General features: G+C 52.8%; 15 protein-coding genes. 10 read left to right on the top strand and 5 right to left on the bottom strand.

What is annotated here, in order from left to right; all coding sequences use genetic code 11:
* Positions 1 to 36: 36 nt before the first annotated feature.
* The 4 genes from dxs to gcvP all read right to left on the bottom strand — a co-directional run bounded on the left by dxs (position 37) and on the right by gcvP (position 6,429).
* Positions 37 to 1,971, bottom strand: a complete 1,935-nt coding sequence (gene dxs, locus ACFE8Q_RS21190; RefSeq protein ID WP_375447526.1) for a 1-deoxy-D-xylulose-5-phosphate synthase — start codon at positions 1,969 to 1,971, stop codon at positions 37 to 39.
* 280 nt (positions 1,972 to 2,251) lie between these two features.
* Positions 2,252 to 2,725, bottom strand: coding sequence for a hypothetical protein (locus ACFE8Q_RS21185; protein WP_375447437.1), 474 nt, complete (start codon positions 2,723 to 2,725; stop codon positions 2,252 to 2,254).
* Between the two features lie 132 nt (positions 2,726 to 2,857).
* Positions 2,858 to 3,424, bottom strand: coding sequence for a hypothetical protein (locus ACFE8Q_RS21180; RefSeq protein WP_375447436.1), 567 nt, complete (start codon positions 3,422 to 3,424; stop codon positions 2,858 to 2,860).
* A gap of 107 nt (positions 3,425 to 3,531) precedes the next feature.
* The gene (gene gcvP, locus ACFE8Q_RS21175; RefSeq protein WP_375447435.1) at positions 3,532 to 6,429 is read right to left on the bottom strand and encodes an aminomethyl-transferring glycine dehydrogenase; all 2,898 of its coding nucleotides are present in this window, start codon (positions 6,427 to 6,429) and stop codon (positions 3,532 to 3,534) included.
* A gap of 482 nt (positions 6,430 to 6,911) precedes the next feature.
* On the opposite strand from gcvP, the gene ACFE8Q_RS21170 reads away from it, so the two are divergent.
* The 10 genes from ACFE8Q_RS21170 (at position 6,912) to ACFE8Q_RS21125 (ending at position 18,093) form a co-directional block, all read left to right on the top strand.
* Entirely contained in the window at positions 6,912 to 8,261 is a 1,350-nt protein-coding gene (locus ACFE8Q_RS21170) for an FAD-binding protein (RefSeq protein ID WP_375447434.1), read from the top strand.
* A 150-nt stretch (positions 8,262 to 8,411) separates the two neighbouring features.
* Entirely contained in the window at positions 8,412 to 9,182 is a 771-nt protein-coding gene (rfbF, locus tag ACFE8Q_RS21165) for a glucose-1-phosphate cytidylyltransferase (protein WP_375447433.1), read from the top strand.
* A gap of 96 nt (positions 9,183 to 9,278) precedes the next feature.
* A complete protein-coding gene (gene rfbG, locus ACFE8Q_RS21160; RefSeq protein ID WP_375447432.1) occupies positions 9,279 to 10,385 on the top strand; it encodes a CDP-glucose 4,6-dehydratase in 1,107 nt (368 codons plus the stop codon).
* Positions 10,382 to 10,909, top strand: coding sequence for a dTDP-4-dehydrorhamnose 3,5-epimerase (gene rfbC, locus ACFE8Q_RS21155; protein WP_375447431.1), 528 nt, complete (start codon positions 10,382 to 10,384; stop codon positions 10,907 to 10,909). The genes rfbG and rfbC overlap by 4 nt, the downstream gene beginning before the upstream one ends.
* A 90-nt stretch (positions 10,910 to 10,999) precedes the next feature.
* A complete protein-coding gene (locus ACFE8Q_RS21150; protein WP_375447430.1) occupies positions 11,000 to 12,226 on the top strand; it encodes a methyltransferase domain-containing protein in 1,227 nt (408 codons plus the stop codon).
* 70 nt (positions 12,227 to 12,296) lie between these two features.
* Positions 12,297 to 13,148 carry an NAD-dependent epimerase/dehydratase family protein gene (locus ACFE8Q_RS21145; protein ID WP_375447429.1) on the top strand — a complete coding sequence of 284 codons (852 nt, stop codon included), beginning with the start codon at positions 12,297 to 12,299 and terminating at the stop codon, positions 13,146 to 13,148.
* Positions 13,145 to 13,885, top strand: a complete 741-nt coding sequence (locus tag ACFE8Q_RS21140; RefSeq protein WP_375447428.1) for a cephalosporin hydroxylase family protein — start codon at positions 13,145 to 13,147, stop codon at positions 13,883 to 13,885. Before ACFE8Q_RS21145 ends, ACFE8Q_RS21140 begins: the two co-directional genes overlap by 4 nt.
* Positions 13,886 to 13,950: 65 nt before the next feature.
* On the top strand, positions 13,951 to 14,991 hold the full coding sequence (locus tag ACFE8Q_RS21135) for a glycosyltransferase family 2 protein (protein WP_375447427.1): 1,041 nt from the start codon (positions 13,951 to 13,953) through the stop codon (positions 14,989 to 14,991).
* A 93-nt stretch (positions 14,992 to 15,084) separates the two neighbouring features.
* Positions 15,085 to 16,278: a glycosyltransferase family 4 protein gene (locus ACFE8Q_RS21130; RefSeq protein ID WP_375447426.1), complete on the top strand. Its 1,194-nt coding sequence runs from the start codon at positions 15,085 to 15,087 to the stop codon at positions 16,276 to 16,278.
* 27 nt (positions 16,279 to 16,305) lie between these two features.
* Positions 16,306 to 18,093, top strand: coding sequence for a hypothetical protein (locus ACFE8Q_RS21125; RefSeq protein WP_375447425.1), 1,788 nt, complete (start codon positions 16,306 to 16,308; stop codon positions 18,091 to 18,093).
* Here ACFE8Q_RS21125 and ACFE8Q_RS21120 read toward each other — a convergent pair.
* Complete coding sequence (locus ACFE8Q_RS21120) at positions 18,075 to 19,109, bottom strand: glycosyltransferase family 2 protein (protein ID WP_375447424.1); 1,035 nt, start codon at positions 19,107 to 19,109, stop codon at positions 18,075 to 18,077. The two genes, ACFE8Q_RS21125 and ACFE8Q_RS21120, sit on opposite strands and share 19 nt — an antisense overlap.

Here is a 19,109-nt window from a genome sequence, read left to right as displayed (position 1 = left end):
ACGAACGACCAGGTAATTTCGTATCGGCAAAACTAGTCAGACACGTACCTGAGCCGTTGCGTAGAGCAACTCACGAACCGCCTCAGCGATACCATCGGGATCAAATCCGCATTCGCGATGAAGTTCCATCTGCTCACCGTGCTCAACAACGGCATCTGGAATACCAAGGCGTTTTACGCGGGCCGTGTAGCCGTGGTTCGCCATGAATTCGAGTACAGCCGAGCCAAAACCACCCATCAGGCAACCATCTTCGACGGTCAGCACTTTATCGAACCGCTGGAAAATCTGGTGAAGCATAGCCTCGTCGAGCGGTTTTGCATAACGCATATCAACGTGGGCGGGGCGGATGCCTTCTTTGGCCAGTTTTTTCATCGCTGTTACGGCATAATTGCCAATATGACCGAGGGTTAGAATCGCCACGTTTTCGCCATCCTGAATCAGGCGGGCTTTACCAATTGGCAATTCCTCCATTGGCGTTTTCCAGTTGGGCATAACGCCTTCGCCCCTCGGATAACGGATGGTGTACGCCTGTTTACCGTTCTGTACCGTGTCAGACGCCGCTGTAAACATCATGTTCCGCAACTCCTGCTCGTTCATTGGTGCGGCCACGATCATGTTGGGAACGCAACGCATAAACGCAATATCATAGGCACCGTGGTGTGTAGGCCCGTCAGCACCCGCGAAACCCGCCCGGTCGAGGCAGAAGATCACCGGCAACTCCTGAATACACACATCGTGGATGACCTGATCGTAGGCCCGTTGCATGAACGTCGAGTAGATGTTGCAAAACACCACCTCGCCACGCGTTGCCATACCCGCCGAGAAGGTCACGGCATGTTGCTCCGCTATGCCGACATCGAACGCCCGCGTTGGCATGGCCTTCATCATGATATTCATCGACGAACCGGAAGGCATAGCTGGTGTAACGCCCACGATGCGCGGGTTCTGCTCGGCCAGCTCAACCAGCGTATTGCCAAACACATCCTGGTACTTGGGCGGTTGTGGCGTTGTATAGGTCTTCTTCTTGATCTCGCCCGTCAGCTTGTCGAACAGGCCGGGAGCATGCCATTTGGTCTGATCTTTTTCGGCAGGGCCATACCCTTTGCCTTTCACCGTCAGCACGTGCAGAATCTTCGGACCAGGGATGGTTTTCAGATCGGCCAGTACATCAGCCAGACGGTCAACGTCGTGGCCATCGATGGGGCCAAAGTAGCGCAGATTAAGTGATTCGAACAGGTTGCTCTGCGACAGCACCGACGACTTGATGGCCGTCTCTACTTTGGATACGATCTCCTGAGCCGACTTTCCGAACGTGCTGAATTTACCCAGCAGGTTCCAGACCTCGTCTTTCACCTTGTTGTAGGTAGGCGACGTAGTAATATCGGTCAGGTATTCGCGCAACGCACCCACGTTTGGGTCGATGCTCATGCAGTTATCGTTCAAAACGATGAGCAGATTGGCATCGGTGGCACCGGCATGGTTCATGCCTTCAAACGCCAGGCCGGCCGTCATGGAGCCGTCTCCGATAACGGCAATATGATTACGGGTCAGGTTGCCCTGTAGTTGCGAGGCAACGGCCATACCAAGAGCCGCTGAGATGGACGTGGATGAGTGACCAACGCCAAACGCATCGTACTCACTTTCTTTCCGTTTCGGAAAGCCTGAGAGGCCTCCATAAAACCGGTTAGTGTGGAACTCCTCACGCCGACCAGTCAAAATCTTATGACCGTATGCCTGATGCCCTACGTCCCAGATAAGTTGATCGTCAGGTGTGTTGAACACGTAATGCAACGCTGTTGTCAACTCAACTACACCCAGGCTAGAGCCAAAATGACCTCCATAAATAGACACTACATCAATAATGTATTGGCGTAGTTCGTCGCAAAGTTGAGGTAAGCTTGACTTGGGGAGTTTACGCAGATCTTCAGGAGTGCGGATGGTCGCTAACAGGTTGCCGGGGATAATCAGCATGGTATACTGCGTGAAGTGGTAAATGTCGATTGTAAACAAATCAACAGAAGGTAATGTTTCTGTCAACGCCCGCGCCTGAGGCACAACGGGTTAAACAAGCTTGCAAAATTACACCATATTAGGACAAAACGAATACCGCCCGCCCGAAACCAGCGTGGCAATTGTATTAAAGGCATACCTACGCAGGAACATTGAGAACGGTTCTAAACTAACTAACCCGACCAGCCAGCTATGCCGTAACTGAGTCGGGTTAGTAGTTTATAATCAGCGTCGTAGCCTCTTATTCGCCAAAAAGCTGACTCCAGACGGCTTTCGCTTTTTCTTTTGCCGCCTCTACCTGATGGGCGGCTTCTGCTTTCAGTTCATCAAGTTTAGCCTGGGCTGCTTCAAGCTGAACGGCCGCTTCGGCGCGAACATCTTCGAATTTATCTTCGGCAATATCGGCCAGTTCATCGGCTTTGGCAGCCGCGGCGGTGTAAGCCGTTTCGGCCTGAGCCTGTAAGTTGGTGAGTGTTTCGGCCGTCGATGCTTTAACGGTCTCTACATGCTGGGCAGCCTTGGCTTTCAGGTCATCTATATCAATTTGCTGACCCAGTGCCTGCGCCTTGGCAACCATCTGATCTTTCAGTTCGTCGAGTTGAGCCGCGGCGGCATTTAAATGTTCGCCAGCCTCATTTTTGAAGGCATCTAACTTCTCAGCAGCAGCGGCTTTGGTTGCCTGAATCTGCTCGGTAGCGGTGGTTTTGGTATCCATTGTATCTGGTTGGTAAAGGCCGAAAGATAGGTAGTCAATGAACAATTATCAATGAACAATTGTCAGTGTCTCCGCTCAGGTACGTTGTCGAGCGGAGACATTGACAATTGTTCATTGATAATTGTTCATTGACTACCCAAGTCGCCGGGTCATCAACGTACCTACAGCTTCGATCAGGTTCATCGGTTTCAGCGTGCGCCAGTTGGCTAAATGTAGTGTGCCGCCGAAATTGATGTAATAGTCGAGGCGGAAGCGTTTCCATTCCTGCTCAACGAATTCAGGAAAGTTGATGGCCGTAATCCAGCCATCTTCCACATCGTCGAACCATTCTTCATAGTAACTATCGTCGGAGCCGTGGAAATTGAGTACGTTTTCGCCAATCAGCAGGAAGTATTTGATGCCTTCCTTCACCAGCGGGTCAACGACTTGCCGTTTCAAATGCATAATGTCGTTGTGCAACGTATCATTCCACTCGCCAAACAGTTCGATCACGACCGCCTGCCGGTCATAATTGGCGTATAAGATCTTGCAGTACAACGTTTCGGAACCGATCTCGTCCCAAAACGGGTGGATGTAATACCCGTAAATGTCGTTCTCGTACTGGGTTGTATTGTAAGTCCGCTCATAAAAAGGCGACTGCGGGTCGTCGGACGCGGCATAGTACTTCTCCCAGCCATAGAAAGGCTCAATGTCTTGCATGGAAGTTGAGTTTTCTGTTTACAGTTTTTCGTTGCGTTGCTGAAGCGCCAGATTGCTGTTCTAGCGACGCAACGGAAAACTGTAAACAGAAAACAGAAAACTTAGTTCTAAGCCGGTGACACCACATCGGAGGGGACCATGCCCGCTTCGGCCGTTACCTCGGCATAGGCGTCGGTTGGTACGCATGAGCAAACCAGGTTGCGGTCGCCGTAGGCCGAATCAATGCGGCTTACACTTGGCCAGAACTTACGGGCGCGTACGTAAGGCAGTGGGAAAACGGCCTTTTCACGCGTGTAAGGACGGTGCCAATCGTCGGCCAGGGCAACAACGGCCGTATGTGGTGCGTACTTCAGCACGTTCTCCGTCTTGTCGACCTGTCCATTTTCGATTTCTCGAATCTCGTTCCGAATGGCAATCATCGCCTCGCAGAACCGGTCTAGTTCGGCTTTCGATTCCGATTCGGTCGGCTCGATCATCATCGTACCCGCCACCGGAAATGAGACCGTTGGCGCGTGGAAACCGTAGTCCATCAGGCGCTTGGCGATGTCTTCTACTTCAATGCCGGTCGCCTGTTTTAGCAGCCGACAGTCGATGATCATTTCGTGGGCTGCCCGGCCGTTTGCACCAGCGTAGAGCGTTTCGAAATGGCCATCCAGCCGTGATTTGATGTAGTTGGCGTTCAGAATGGCCCGCTTGGTGGCGTTGGTCAATCCCTCGCCGCCCATCATGGCAATGTAGGCGTACGATATCGTCAGGATGCTGGCCGAGCCGTAGGGAGCAGCCGACACGGCACCAGAGCCCTTGCCCGGCAAAAAAGGCACCAACTGCTCGGCCACGCCGATGGGACCCATGCCAGGACCACCACCGCCATGCGGAATACAGAAGGTTTTGTGCAGGTTAAGGTGACAAACGTCGGCACCGATCGCAGCGGGTGAAGTCAACCCTACCTGTGCGTTCATGTTGGCACCGTCCATATACACCTGACCACCAAACTGGTGAATGGTGTTGCAGATGTCGATGATGCTTTCCTCGAAAACGCCGTGGGTACTTGGGTACGTTACCATCAGGCACGACAGGTCGGCGGCATACTGTTCGGCTTTCGCTTTCAGATCAGGTACGTCGATGTTGCCGCGCTCGTCGCATTTCACAATCACCACTTTCATGCCGGCCATCACGGCGCTGGCGGGGTTTGTGCCGTGGGCCGACTGCGGAATCAGGGCCACGTTGCGGTGCTCGTCGCCCCGGCTTTCATGATACGATCGAATCACCATCAAACCGGCGTATTCGCCCTGCGCACCCGAGTTAGGCTGTAGCGACATAGCTGCAAAGCCCGTGATCTCGCAAAGCCAGGCGTTCAGGTCGGCAAAAAGCTGCTGATAACCAAGCGTTTGGTCTTTCGGGGCAAAGGGGTGCATTTTGCCAAATTCGGGCCAGGTTACCGGAATCATCTCGGCGGTGGCGTTGAGCTTCATGGTGCAACTGCCCAGCGAAATCATCGAATGAACCAGCGAAAGGTCTTTTTCTTCCAGCGATTTCAGGTACCGCAGCATCTCGTGTTCGGTATGGTGCGTGTTGAAAACGGGATGCGTCAGGTACGTCGACTGACGAACCAACTGGTCGGGCCAGGTTAGTTCGAGGCTGTCGATCATACCGTTGAGGTCGTCTTCGCTCACCTGAATGCCAAATACATCGAGCAGAATTTTTAGGTCGTCGAGCGTTTTGGCTTCGTCGAAAGAAAGCGTTACCAACTCATCGTTGGCGTTGTAGCGGAGGTTGATTTGTGCCGCCCGTGCCGATTTTTTCAGCGATTCGATATCGTCAACCCGAAGCGTGATAGTATCAAAATAATTCTCGGAAATCACCTCATACCCACCCCGGCGGGCCGCTTTGGTAAACAGGCGGGTGAGGCCGTGAATACGTTCGGCGATCTCGCGCAGACGCTGCGGTCCGTGATACACCGCGTAGCTGCCGGCCATAACGGCCAGCAGAACCTGGGCGGTACAAATGTTCGACGTTGCTTTTTCGCGGCGGATATGCTGCTCGCGGGTTTGCAGGGCCATGCGTAGAGCCGGGTTTCCCTGCGCATCGACCGACACGCCGATAATGCGGCCCGGAATGTGCCGTTTGTAGGTGTCTTTCGTGGCGAAGAAAGCCGCGTGTGGACCACCAAAACCCATTGGTACGCCAAACCGCTGCGATGAGCCAACCACGACGTCGGCGCCCATTTCGCCGGGAGGCGTCAGCATCGTCAAGGCCATCAGGTCGGCGGCAACGGCAACGCTGATACCCAGTTCATGAGCGGCCGAGATCAAATCTGTATAGTTGAATACCTCGCCGTCGGTGGCCGGGTACTGGAGCAACATGGCAAAAATGGCGCCCGAAGTCAGGTCGGCCATGCGGTGATCGCCCACCACCACACGGATGTTCAACGGTGTAGCGCGGGTACGTACTACCTCGATTGTTTGCGGGTGGCAACGGTCTGATATAAAGAACGTCTCTGCATTTTTACGCTGCGCCGGGCGCAGGCTGTGCAGCATGGTCATTGCTTCGGCAGCGGCCGTTGCTTCATCGAGCAACGAGGCGTTGGCAATAGGCATGCCCGTCAGGTCGCACACAACCGTCTGGAAATTAAGCAGTGCTTCGAGGCGGCCCTGCGCAATTTCGGCCTGGTAGGGCGTGTAGGCCGTATACCAGGCTGGGTTTTCCAGAATGTTGCGTAGAATCACATTCGGCGTGAGCGTATCGTAATAGCCCTGACCGATGTATGAGGTGAACACTTTGTTCTGTTGCGCCAGTTTTTTGAAGTCGCTCAGAAACTCGTGTTCTCCTTTTGGGGCGGGTAAATCAAGCGGGCGTGGAAGCCGGATGTTGGCCGGTACGGTCTGTTCAATGAGTTCGTCGACGGTATCGACGCCCACTGCTTCGAGCATCTGGCTGAAATCCTGGTCAAATTGACCGTTGTGGCGGTCTTCAAAACGGTCGGTTTGTTGAAGCGTTACTTTCATAAAGTGATTGACTCGTACGGCTTTATTTCGGAACCCAAAGTTACGCCAAAACGTGCCGTGTCACACTCTGTGAAAATTTTCTAAATCCTGAAATCCAAACACCAGATTAGCTACGTATGTATGATGTCCTGGCAAAGGTCGAAGCATACCAATTGGCCTGAGCCGACCATAAATGCCACTAACTACTACAACTATACCCGCTTGTGCAGTTGCGTAGCCTTTCTGCATAAACGGAACGATATCAATTACATATCCAACTATGATTTGTGAAAACGCTCTGATCGACTGGTCAGGGCGTTTTTTTTGCTTTTATTCCCTTCGGGTTGCTGTATCTTCGTCAACGATTATCACAGTTTCGATCAGGCAAACGGGCAATTAGGTTCTGGTCGGGATCGGCTTTACCTGCTGTAAGGGTGTGGCAATGTGTTGCCCACTGCCCTGTTGATGCCACCTTCGCCGTAACCGCTCCCTACTTTTAACCAATGAAACGAAACGAATTCTTGAAAACGTCATCCGTTCTGGTCGCTAGCAGTATGCTTTCACCATTGATTTCCTGCGATGGGCAGGCAAAATCGGCTCGTAAAAACTGGGCAGGTAATTATCAATACGAGGCGCGCGAGTTTTACGAGCCAAAAAATCTGGACGAATTGCAAACGGTAATGAAACGGGCGGGCAAGCGAAAAGCCCTGGGTTCGACTCACTGTTTCAACGACATTGCCGACAGCCCGCTTAGCCAGATTTCGACTAAAAATTTCAACAAACTGCTGTCGATCGATGAACAGGCCATGACGGTTACCGTAGAAGGAGGAGCCCGTTACGGTCAGTTTGCGCCCGAACTTGACAAAAAGGGTTATGCGTTGCACAACCTGGCCTCGCTACCGCATATTTCGGTGGCTGGTGCCTGCGCTACGGCTACGCACGGGTCTGGCGTAAAAAATGGCAATTTATCATCGGCGGTGGCGGGTCTGGAGATGCTCACGGCCAGTGGCGACGTAGTTACCCTGACCCGCGATAAAGATGGTGCGTTGTTTAGCGGAGCCGTTGTGGGGCTGGGGGCGTTGGGTATCGTGACCAAAATGACGCTTGACATGGAGAAAACGTATCAGGTACGTCAGGATTTGTTTCAGGATCTGCCCCTGTCGTCCCTCGAAGCCCATTTCGACGAAATTCTTGCCAGCGGCTATAGTGTCAGCCTGTTCACCGACTGGCAGGATAAGAAGATTAGCCAGGTCTGGATCAAACGCCGCGTCGAGCCGGATACGAAGTCGATGGGGCCGGATTTTTTCGGGGCTAAAGCGGCCACCAAGAACCTGCACCCGATCACCAAAATGTCGGCCGAGAACTGTACCGAACAGATGGGCGTGCCTGGTCCCTGGTATGAGCGATTGCCGCACTTCAAAATGGGTTTTACGCCAAGCAGCGGTGAAGAGCTACAGTCTGAATATTTCGTCCCCCGCCTGAATGCTCTTGAGGCGTTTAGGGCACTGGAAAAACTGGGCAGCACGATCTACCCACAACTGATGATCTCGGAAATTCGCACAATTGCTGCGGATAGTTTCTGGATGAGCCCCTGCTACAATCAGGCTTGCGTGGCGTTTCACTTTACCTGGAAGCAGAACTGGGAAGAGGTCAGAAAAACCCTTCCGTTGATCGAGGCCGAACTGGCGCCATTCAAGGCCCGTCCGCATTGGGGAAAGCTGTTTAAAGTTGATCCAAAAGTGCTTAAAGAGCGGTACGAGATGCTCCCTGAATTTCTGCAACTGGCCCGCATGTATGACCCGGACGGTAAATTCCGCAATAAGTTTCTGGACCTGAACGTCTACGTGCGGTAGGGGCCAACGGCGAATGTATGTTACTGTCGTTGGTTAAATGGCATGAAAATTGGAGGTGGCTTGTTAGCCGTCAGGTTCAACGTGTCCTGCTTTAGCGGGATTGCCTTAACTTGTCTGGCCTAACCCATAGCGTAGCAGCCCAACGCACCCATGAAAGTTGTGATTCTGGCCGGTGGCCTCGGTACTCGCCTTAGCGAGGAAACGGTCGTGAAGCCCAAACCGATGGTCGAAATCGGCGGTATGCCGATTCTCTGGCACATCATGAAAATATATTCGGCCCACGGCTACAACGAGTTCATCGTTTGCCTGGGCTATAAAGGATATATCATCAAAGAATTCTTCGCCAATTACTTCCTTCACCAATCCGACGTAACGATCGACTTGCGTACCAACTCGATCGACGTTCACACCTCGCAGGCTGAGCCGTGGAAGGTGACGCTCGTTGACACAGGCCGCGACAGCATGACGGGCGGACGCATTCGCCGGGTACGTCATCATATTGGTAACGAGCCGTTTATGCTTACCTACGGCGATGGTGTTGGCGACGTAGATATCACTAAACTGGTGGCCTTTCATGAAGCCCACGGTAAAAAATGCAGCCTGACAGCCGTGCAGCCATCGGCTCGTTTCGGCGCGCTTGATGTGGATGAAACCAGCGGCGTCCGTTCCTTTCTGGAAAAGCCGAAAGGCGATGGAGCCTGGATAAACGGCGGTTTTTTCGTTTGCGATCCCTCCGTAATTGACCTTATCGAAGGCGACGATACCACCTGGGAACGTTACCCAATGGAAACGCTGGCTGCTCAGGGCGATATGATGGCGTTTCGCCACGACGGCTTCTGGAAACCGATGGACACCCTGCGCGATAAAACAGAATTGGAAAACGCCTGGAACAGCGGTCAGGCCGAATGGAAGGTTTGGTGAAAAGGGGGTAACTGTTTACCGGTGCGCTGCCTGATGGCATAGCTGTGACAAATACAGCGCACAGTAAAACAGCAAACTGTAAACGATAAGCACTTGATGTTCAACGATATATACCGCAACAAAACCGTTTTTCTGACGGGACATACCGGCTTTAAAGGGTCATGGCTGGCGTATTGGCTGAAGCAGCTAGGCGCCCATGTCGTTGGCTACTCACTGCCTGCACCCACCACGCCAAGCCACCATGCGTTGCTGGCGCTGGGGCAGTCTGAAACCCTGGCTGACCTGAACAACGTACCTGAGCTAACGAAAGCGATGCAGGAAGCAAAGCCCGACATTGTCATTCATATGGCCGCTCAGCCATTGGTGCGCGAATCGTACCGGGCACCAATGGAAACGCTGGAAACCAACGTGTTGGGAACGGCCCGCCTTCTGGAAGCCGTTCGGCACACACCTTCGGTACGCGCCGTAGTGATCGTGACCAGCGATAAATGCTACGAGAACCCGGAAGATGGTCGGCCCTTGCGCGAGACCGACCCGATGGGTGGTTTCGACCCGTATAGCGCATCGAAAGGGGCCGCCGAGCTGATTACGGCCAGTTACCGCAACTCATTCTTCAACCCGGCGCAATACGGTCAATCGCATCAGGTGCTGGTGGCGAGCGTGCGGGCGGGTAACGTAATTGGCGGCGGCGATTGGGCCACTGACCGGCTTATTCCTGACCTCATTCGAAGTACACAACAGACTGTCGACCCTGGCAATGGCCAAACGGTCGAGATTCGTAATCCACTGGCGGTTCGTCCGTGGCAACATGTGCTTGAACCACTGTCGGGCTATCTACTCGTTGGCCAGAAACTGCTGGATGGCAACGTACCTGCGGCCGGGGGCTGGAATTTTGGCCCTGCGCCAACGGATGTATTGCCGGTTCGTGATGTCGTTGCCCACGCTCGTGCCGAATGGTCCGCTATTCAGTGCAATGAACATGCGTCGGATGATAACCCGCACGAAGCGCACCTGCTGTCGCTGGATTGCACAAAAGCGCGACAGCAACTGGGCTGGACACCCGTCTGGACTACCGAAACGGCCATTAAGCGCACCATTGCCTGGTATCGCGACTATTACCTGAATGGAGCCGTTCATACCGACGCCGACTGGCGGGCGTATGTGGCAGAGGCCGAAGTCACAAACCAACCCTGGGCTGTATGACGTTTGACCAGACACCCATCGCCGGTGCGTACCTGATCACGCCCGCTCCCCGTGGCGACCATCGTGGCTGGTTTATGCGCACCTTCGATCGAAGTGCGTTTCTGGCTCACGGTCTTTGCGCAGACTGGGTGCAGATGAACCATTCTATGACTGCCACAACGGGCAGTATTCGCGGAATGCATTTTCAGAACGTACCTGCGGCCGAAGTGAAGTTAGTCCGCTGCGTGGCCGGTCGCGTATTCGATGTGCTGGTCGACCTGCGGCCCGAATCGCCCACGCGCTGGCAGTGGTTTGGCACCGAGCTATCGGCCGAAAACCAGCAGCAGTTGTATATTCCCGAAGGTTGTGCGCACGGCTTTCAGACGCTCGAACCCAATTGCGAACTAATTTATTGCCACAGCGTAGCCTATGCCCCCGAACACGAAAGCGGCGTTCGTTACAATGATCCAAAACTTGCTATTAACTGGCCCCTGCCCGTCACCGATATATCCACGCGGGATTTGGGGTTTATTAATGTACAATGAACAATGTATAATAAACAGTGAGTCAGTGCGGTATCACTTTGTGCATCGGCCGCATTATACATTGTTCATTGTACAGTATACATTCAAGAAATGAACTGTCGATTCTGCCATACACCGCTCGAGCATGTCTTCATTGACCTGTTCAACTCGCCCGCCTCAAACTCGTTTCTGACGGCCGAACAGCTTAATGAACCCGAAACGTTTTACCCATTGAAGGTCTTTACCTGCCCAACCTGCTTTCTGGTGCAGGTAGACGAGTACAAAAAGTCGGATGCCATTTTCGATAGCGACTACGTCTATTTTTCGTCTTTTTCAACGAGTTGGCTGGCGCACTCGAAGCGGTACGTTGAGGCCATAACCGACCGGTTTGGACTGAATGGGCAGTCGCTGGTGGTGGAAGTAGCCTCGAATGATGGCTATCTGCTCCAGTATTTCGTGGAAAAACAGATTCCGGTGCTGGGTATCGAACCCACGGCCAATACCGCCGCCGTGGCGATTGAAAAGGGCGTGACCACGATCACCCGCTTTTTCGGCACCGAACTGGCCAGCGAATTGAAGAGCCAGGGCACTGGCGCTGATCTGCTGCTGGGCAACAATGTACTGGCCCACGTACCTAACATCGTTGATTTCGTAAAGGGTATTCAACTTCTGCTCAATCCCGAAGGTGTAGTCACGATGGAGTTTCCGCACCTGCTGCAACTGGTCGAGAACAACCAGTTTGATACCATTTACCACGAGCACTTTTCGTACCTCTCATTCACCACGGTGCAGCAACTATTCGCGGCGCAGGGCCTGACTTTGTTCGATGTTGAGGAGCTGCCAACCCACGGTGGCTCGCTGCGGATCTACGCCAAACATGAGGCTGATGACAGCAAGGCTATTTCGGCTAACGTACCTGCTATGCTCCAGAAAGAAGCTGAAACCGGCCTGACTACAATGGCCTATTACGAAGGTTTTCAGCAACGCGCCCTGAACGTCAAACTTGATCTGCTTGATTTCCTGAGCCAGCAAAAACGGGCGGGCAAATCGGTAGCGGCTTATGGTGCGGCGGCAAAGGGAAACACACTCCTGAACTACTGCGGCGTAAAAAGCGACCTGATTGAATTTGTGGTTGATGCGAACCCCGCCAAGCAGCAGAAATTTTTGCCCGCCAGCCACATCCCGGTTGTCGATGAAGCCACATTACGCGCCCGAAAACCCGATTTTGTCCTGATCCTTCCCTGGAACCTCCGCGACGAAATCACGAAGCAACTGGCGTACATTTCAGAATGGGGTGGCCAGTTCGTTGTTCCTATTCCAGAAGTGAAGGTGTTATAACGTCGTCCAGGGCTCCACACCTGGCTCAACCAACTTTTTTATCCAGGGCTGGAGCCCTGGAAGACTGTTTATGCATATTCTCGTCACCGGTGCATCGGGGTTTGTAGGGCAGCACGTAGTGCGGGCATTGCTGGCACGTGGGCACCGCGTTACGGCATCGGTCACAAAACCTGAAAAACTAACCCAGTTCGACTGGGTCGACCGGGTGGCGGTTGTACCGTACACGTTTCCGTTGGCGGGTGATGAACAGAATCTGTTCACCTACTTCGGCCAGCCCGACGCGCTGATGCACCTGGCCTGGCAGGGATTGCCGAATTACAAGTCGTCTTTTCACCTGGATCATAACCTATTTCCGCATTATTTATTTCTTAAAAATCTGATTGCGAACGGGTTATGTGACGTAACAGTTACTGGCACGTGTTTTGAATACGGTATGCAGAGTGGTTGTTTGTCGGAAGAGGTAGCAACGTACCCAGCCAACCCCTATGGGCTTGCCAAGGACTCGCTCCGGCGTTTTCTGGGTACGTTACAGACCGAACAGCCGTTTACGTTAAAATGGCCACGGCTGTTCTATATGTATGGTCCCGGCCAAAGCCCGAATTCGATTCTGCCCTTGCTGGAACGGGCGGTGGCGGCGGGCGAGCCCGTATTCAACATGTCGGGCGGGGAACAACTACGTGATTACCTGCCCATCGAGACTGTGGCAACGTACCTGAGCCAGATTCTGGAGCAGAACCGCGTTACGGGCGTCATCAACTGTTGCAGCGGACGGCCCATTTCGGTTCGTCGTTTAGTGGAAGAACATTGTCAGCGGCTCAACGCCCATATAAGCTTAAATTTAGGTCATTACCCATACCCCGACTACGAACCCATGGCGTTCTGGGGCGATACCCAAAAAATTCAATCAATTGTAAACCAATGACTTCAACAGCCAACCCCGTCGAGGAATTCAAGCAGGAGCGTGCCGGGCGCGTAGCCTCATATGCTCAACCCAGCGATTTGCGCGAAGCTGCCGCCGCATTCAACGTCACCTCAAACCGCGATAAGTACTCGTATAATTTCTCGTGGATGGGCCGCCCCATTATTCAGTACCCGCAAGACATGATTGCCATGCAGGAGCTGGTCTGGGAAATCAAACCTGACCTGATCATTGAAACGGGAATTGCCCATGGTGGGTCGCTGATTTACTACGCCTCGCTGATGGAGCTTATCGGGAAAGGCGAAGTAATCGGTATCGACATCGACATTCGGGAACACAACCGCCGCGAGATCGAGGCACACCCGATGTTCAAGCGGATTCAGATGATTCAGGGGTCGGCGATTGATGAAGAACTGGTGGCCGAAGTGGCTCGCCGGGCCGAGGGCAAAGAAACGATCATGGTCTGCCTTGACTCGAACCACACGCACGATCACGTCCTGCGCGAACTGGAACTGTATGCTCCGTTTGTGACGGTTGGTTCATACTGCGTAGTATTCGATACGATCGTGGAAGACATGCCGAAAGGTGCTTATGAACGCCCCTGGGATGTGGGTAATAACCCGAAAACCGCCGTTTGGGAGTACCTGAAGACGAATGATCAGTTTGAAATAGACCACAGTATCGATAACAAACTGCTGATTTCAGTAGCGCCGGAGGGCTATTTAAAGCGGGTGAAATAGAGGCTGGTGCGTGTTTATGGTGATCTAAGTGAAGCAATCGGAAGCATACGTATAGACCTCGGTCAATGGTGAGTGAGAATTCAACTGGCAAGCCACTCGTTAGTGTTGTCATTCCGCTGTATAATCAGCAACTGGCCTACTTTCAGGAAGCCCTGAGAAGTGCGCTTGCGCAAACATATAGTGCTCTGGAGATTATTGTTTCGGATAATCAGTCGACAAACGAAACGCCAGCCTGGTTAGCTACTCAGTCGGACTCACGCCTGCGGGTAGTGCGCCCCGATCGGTTTTTGCCTATGGTGGAGCACTTTCAGTTCGCAGCCGATCAGGCCCGGGGCGAGTGGATTTTATACCTCTGTTCGGATGATTACCTCTATCCGGACTGCGTGGAAACGCTCGTAAACAACCTGCCAATCGACAATAGCGCCGTTGTGGCTTATGGCGAACTGGCCAGTGTGGACTTTCGTGACCTTGATAGGATTAAGTTTTATTACAACCGAAAACCTACGGCACTGCGCTCGCCCGCCGAATCGCTGAATGAATTAATTCGGGCGCGACCGTTTTTCGCCTGGATTCCCGGTGGTATGATTCGTCGGGATACGTACCTGTATTGCCGCGATGTATTGAATGGCCATATCACCTACGGATTCGACATGGCTCTTCTGCTCAAAGCACACGAAGCGGGAAACGTTTTATATGTTGACAGGCCCGTTGGGAAATTCAGGATATGGACAGCGAAGGAGGGAAAACTGGGTGGTAACCGTCTGATAAAGAACATCGTTGATGCAGGTCAATATATTGGTCTGGTGCAGGACTCGCCGATACTTCAAAGCTACCTGACGCCGGAAACGCTGAACGAATGGCGAAGTTACCAGGCTCGTCGCTGGGAATTGGCCGCTCTTATCGACTTCTTCACGGGGGGCTGTACCGCCGAAGAGGCCAGGAAGGCACTAAAGGTTGTTTCCGAAAAGGTTCATCCGCCATCTGCGTTCACCAGGCTCGTTGTATTTCTGTTGGGTCGTCCCCAGGCCAACCTGACGAGGCCGACGCTGAACGGATTATACGGCCTGTTCCTGCAGATTCAGAAACTAGCCAAACGGCCGTTCTAGCGTTAAACCGGTTACAGCCTTGACTACACTATACTGGAATTGAGCGCAATAAATGATGCTATATACTAGTAGCCTGTTGTTGCATCCCCTACCATGAATAAACGGATTGTGTTTCTCCAGCCTCACCTTACGCTGGCTGTTGGGTCAACCATTTTGCTGATGGAAATTTGTAAACGGATGGCTCAAAAAGGGTGGGATGTTTCGGTGGTATCGTCTCGCTCTGATCTGGCTATCACGGCTAATGCCAGAGAGGCCGGCGTTCGTTTCGTTGATGTGGGCGGCCCCATTTCGTCGTCGATCTGGTTCTGGCTGTTTTTCCCATTCATCTACCGGAACGTGCAGCGGGCGATTCGCCGAATCGGGGCCGATATTGTAGTGTCGGGCGCTTTTCCGGCGGTTTGGTGGGGATGGTTGTATAAATATTTTAATCGCAGTGCTTACCACGTTTTTTACTGCTTCGAGCCGTCAGCCTTTATTTACAACCCTGACTGGACTAAATCGGTGAAGCCCTTTTACATGCGTTGGGGGTTGGGTCTTTTCAAACCGCTGCTTCGGTTCATCGAAAAGCAGTTATACCCCTACACCGACTATACCGTGGCGATTTCTGATTTCACGCGGCAGGAGCTCCTGCGCGTCTATCCTGCTACGGATAAGGCCAGTCTGTCGCGTATCTATTGCGGGATCAGTCACGATGTTTTTTACGACCCCCAGCTCGAACGACTTCCGCAAATAGTCATTATGGGTACGTTGACTAAATTTAAAAACGCTGACTGGGTCATTCGGGCGCTTAGTCTTCTGAAGCAGGATCCGCAATTTCAACAGGTTACGCTGGTTATAAAAGGTAAGGGTGAAGAAAAAGAGAACCTGCTGCAACTGGCCGAAGAGCTGGGCGTGCAGGATTCCGTATCAATAATTGATACGTATTTCTCCAACGGTCAACTGCGTAATCTGCTGGGAACTAGCCGGGTTGTTGTGCATGCCGCCCATAATGAAGCGTTTGGCCTGGCTCCCGTTGAAGCAATGGCCTGTGGCACGCCAGCAGTTGTTACCGGGTCGGGTGGTACGGGCGAAACGGTGGTAAACGGAGTGTCGGGCCTTTATTTTACACCCGGAGACATTGCTGATCTGGCCCAACAATTAAAGAAATTACTGTCTGATAACAACTACTGGCGCACGTTGTCGGCAGGGGCTATTGCGCGGGCAAACGAATTCTCCTGGGATAAGAACACCAACGATTTCTGTGAACTGCTGCTGGAAAGGACCTCAACAAAGTCTTATCGGCTATAAATGGTTATAGTCTAGCTTGCCATTACTATGTCTAAAACTAAAACAAAAACTACAGGTGCCCCTCCTAAAGTGGTGGCAACGGCTACACCTGTTGTTCCAAAGGCTAAGTTGTCGGCCCCCAAGCCGGTTGCTCCCTGGCTGTCTCCCGTTTTGAGTATCGTTGCCCTGGTGGCCCTGCTTATTCCAATTGGGTTTTATTACAACGTAGTCTGGCACAGTGCGTTTAATTTCCCCTTTGAAGATGACTTCGATAGCCCAATGCGGTTTATCAATACATACATGTCGGGAACGGCCACGGGCTTTGATAAGCTGAAACTGATCTTTTCGCAGCATAACGAACACCGCATTGTCTTTGATCGACTCGTGTTTTTAGGGCAGTTTTTTGCGGAACAGACCATCAATATCCGCACCTGCATCCTGATCGGCAACGCATCGCTCCTTTTCATGATCGCGTTGTTGTATCGCGTGTCGTTCCGGTCGCTGGCCACGGGTTATCGGCTGCTGGCTCTGGTACCGGCAGGCTACGTCCTGTTCACCCTGCATTTCTGGGAACTGACCGTTTGGGGGATGGCCTCACTGCAAAATTTGTATGTGCTTGTCTTCGTCATGATCAGCCTGTTCAGTTTGACGAAAACAACTGGTACCAATCGTTCTTTCTGGATCGCCTGCCTGTTTGCGGTACTGGCTACCTATACCAGCGGCAACGGCGTTTTTACGTTCTTGGTGGGAGCGGCTCTACTCCTTTTCCTGCGCCAGAACCGGCCCTTGCTGATCTGGGCGGCGTTGGCGATGGCAACGGCTGCAACCTACTTCTGGGGCTATACCACCCCGGCGGCGCACCCCAGCGTCTACGATTCGCTCGTAAACAATACAGGACGGGCGATAGACTACTTCTTTACCTTGACGGGATCCGTTTTTTCGGCCGATCAGACCTACCCGGCAAGGGCTGGCAAGGTATTTCTGCTCCTATATGTGGGCCTGGCAACGTACCTGATCGCTACCAAACGCCTGCGCGACCATTTACCCCTGTTCGCCTTTCTAACGTTTCTTTACCTGACCTGTGGTGTCCTTATGGCCACCCGTTCTGGCTTTGGCGTGGTGCAGGCATTTAGCCCGCGATACGGGATTCTATCGGTGTTGCTGTTTGCTTCGTTGGGACTATTGTGGGTCGATGCGCTTCAGGTACGTGCCCTCAAACTAGGAGCAGGCGTTATCTTTGGCCTGCTGTCGCTGTACTTGTTCACGACAATCAACGATCAGAATCAGGCGAAGGTGGATGACCGGAAGCGACTGCTTCAGTTTGCTTCAGCGTTTTATAACGATAATCCCCAGAACCTGGTCGTTTTCCGGGGAACAGCCCCACAGGAAGGGCAAGCTGTTTTGCGGGAAGCATTGGCGAAGAAGACCTACAACGTACCTGGTGTTACACTGGCCGACCTGGCTAGCAAACCGGTTATAGCCGACCCGACCCAGCTACAGCCTGCCAGTGATATATCAACTGATGCCAAGCCGTTCGATCTAAATGGGTACTTGGTTTTCTGGAATACCTGGGCCGTTTTAAGCGGTTTTAATTCGCACGATGTCCTGGTTGAAGTAATGGCCCAGTCGCCGGCCAACACCTATGCTTTTGCTACCGGGAAACACATACGCTACGACGTAGCCAACCAGCTTCAGTCGAATCAGTTTGTCGAGTCAGGCTTTTCGGCAGTTATCAAAAAAAGCGATTTAAAACCGGGGCAGTACATGCTCTGGCTTCACTTAACCAACGGCAAAAACCACAGTTACCTGCCTTTGAATCAATTGGTAATTATCTGACGGGGCTTGAGTGCCCGATACAGGGGCGAAAGAATAGCCTTGATGAGTCCGCCGACTGGGTTGGGCACCAATTGTTCGAAGGGAATAGCAACCGTGCTGCCCATCATAAGCTGTGTATCCGTCAACTGGCGGGTCTGTTGAATGACTTCGTTTTGTAGCCTGATTGCCCGGCGGTGTTGCCAGAGCCATGCATAGGTTTGAAACCGGCTTTTCAGGTACGTTATACCTCGTAAGCTGAATCCCCACGTTAACAGTTCGGTAAGTATAAGGGCCGGGAGTAGCTGCCGCCAGGTACGTTGGTTCAATACTTTCCGGAGGGTCAGCAGGCGGTTGCGCTCGAGGTAATAAAATTTGACTGGATTCATGCCCAGCCGGTAATAATGGGTGATTACTGCATCTTGGTTACACAGCAGAGTATACCCCCTCAGCCGCGCCCGGAGCGAGAGGTCGGCGTCTTCGAAATACATGAAATAGCTTTCATCAAAACCGCCCAGATCGCGCATAAGTCCGGTTGGAGCCAGGAGGGCGGCACCCGACAAGAGCGCCACAGTTGTTAGCCCCGTGTAAGCTGAACTCAACTCGTTGATTCCCCGGCATGTGGTGATGCCCGTGTACTGCATCTGGTTGCCGCAGGCGTTTATTGTCGTCAAGTCAGGATTGATCAGTTTCGGATTGATGAATGCCTGTGGATGGGCCTGGGCTGTTTGCATCAACTGCTGCAAGGCCCCGGTGTGCAGTTCGGTGTCGGGATTAAGAAAGAGCACCCACTTTCCCGTACTGTGCTGTAAACCAAGGTTATTGCCGCCCGCATAGCCGGAATTTGCCGGATTGGCGATAAACGTAATGGCTGGAACATGTTGCTCGATAAACGGTGCTACACCATCCCGGCCATGATTGTCAACGACGATGAGCTGATATGTAAACGAAACAGATTGCCGGATAATCGAGGGCAGGCATCGTTGCAGATCAGTCAGGCTGTTATAGGAAACGATGACGATGGTCAGGTCAGTGGGCAC

This window comes from uncultured Fibrella sp., from assembly GCF_964250085.1.
Taxonomy (GTDB): Bacteria; Bacteroidota; Bacteroidia; order Cytophagales; family Spirosomataceae; genus Fibrella.
This window is presented reverse-complemented; position numbering and strand designations above follow the sequence as displayed.

Bases quoted from the DNA above. Each gene is read 5' to 3' on its own strand.
- rfbC (WP_375447431.1), top strand. From the start codon at position 10,382: ATGACGTTTGACCAGACACCCATCGCCGGTGCGTACCTGATCACGCCC.
- ACFE8Q_RS21135 (WP_375447427.1), top strand. From the start codon at position 13,951: ATGGTGAGTGAGAATTCAACTGGCAAGCCACTCGTTAGTGTTGTCATT.
- ACFE8Q_RS21150 (WP_375447430.1), top strand. From the start codon at position 11,000: ATGAACTGTCGATTCTGCCATACACCGCTCGAGCATGTCTTCATTGAC.
- rfbG (WP_375447432.1), top strand. From the start codon at position 9,279: ATGTTCAACGATATATACCGCAACAAAACCGTTTTTCTGACGGGACAT.
- dxs (WP_375447526.1), bottom strand. From the start codon at position 1,971: ATGCTGATTATCCCCGGCAACCTGTTAGCGACCATCCGCACTCCTGAA.
- ACFE8Q_RS21125 (WP_375447425.1), top strand. From the start codon at position 16,306: ATGTCTAAAACTAAAACAAAAACTACAGGTGCCCCTCCTAAAGTGGTG.
- ACFE8Q_RS21145 (WP_375447429.1), top strand. From the start codon at position 12,297: ATGCATATTCTCGTCACCGGTGCATCGGGGTTTGTAGGGCAGCACGTA.
- ACFE8Q_RS21140 (WP_375447428.1), top strand. From the start codon at position 13,145: ATGACTTCAACAGCCAACCCCGTCGAGGAATTCAAGCAGGAGCGTGCC.
- ACFE8Q_RS21185 (WP_375447437.1), bottom strand. From the start codon at position 2,725: ATGGATACCAAAACCACCGCTACCGAGCAGATTCAGGCAACCAAAGCC.
- ACFE8Q_RS21170 (WP_375447434.1), top strand. From the start codon at position 6,912: ATGAAACGAAACGAATTCTTGAAAACGTCATCCGTTCTGGTCGCTAGC.
- rfbF (WP_375447433.1), top strand. From the start codon at position 8,412: ATGAAAGTTGTGATTCTGGCCGGTGGCCTCGGTACTCGCCTTAGCGAG.
- gcvP (WP_375447435.1), bottom strand. From the start codon at position 6,429: ATGAAAGTAACGCTTCAACAAACCGACCGTTTTGAAGACCGCCACAAC.
- ACFE8Q_RS21130 (WP_375447426.1), top strand. From the start codon at position 15,085: ATGAATAAACGGATTGTGTTTCTCCAGCCTCACCTTACGCTGGCTGTT.
- ACFE8Q_RS21180 (WP_375447436.1), bottom strand. From the start codon at position 3,424: ATGCAAGACATTGAGCCTTTCTATGGCTGGGAGAAGTACTATGCCGCG.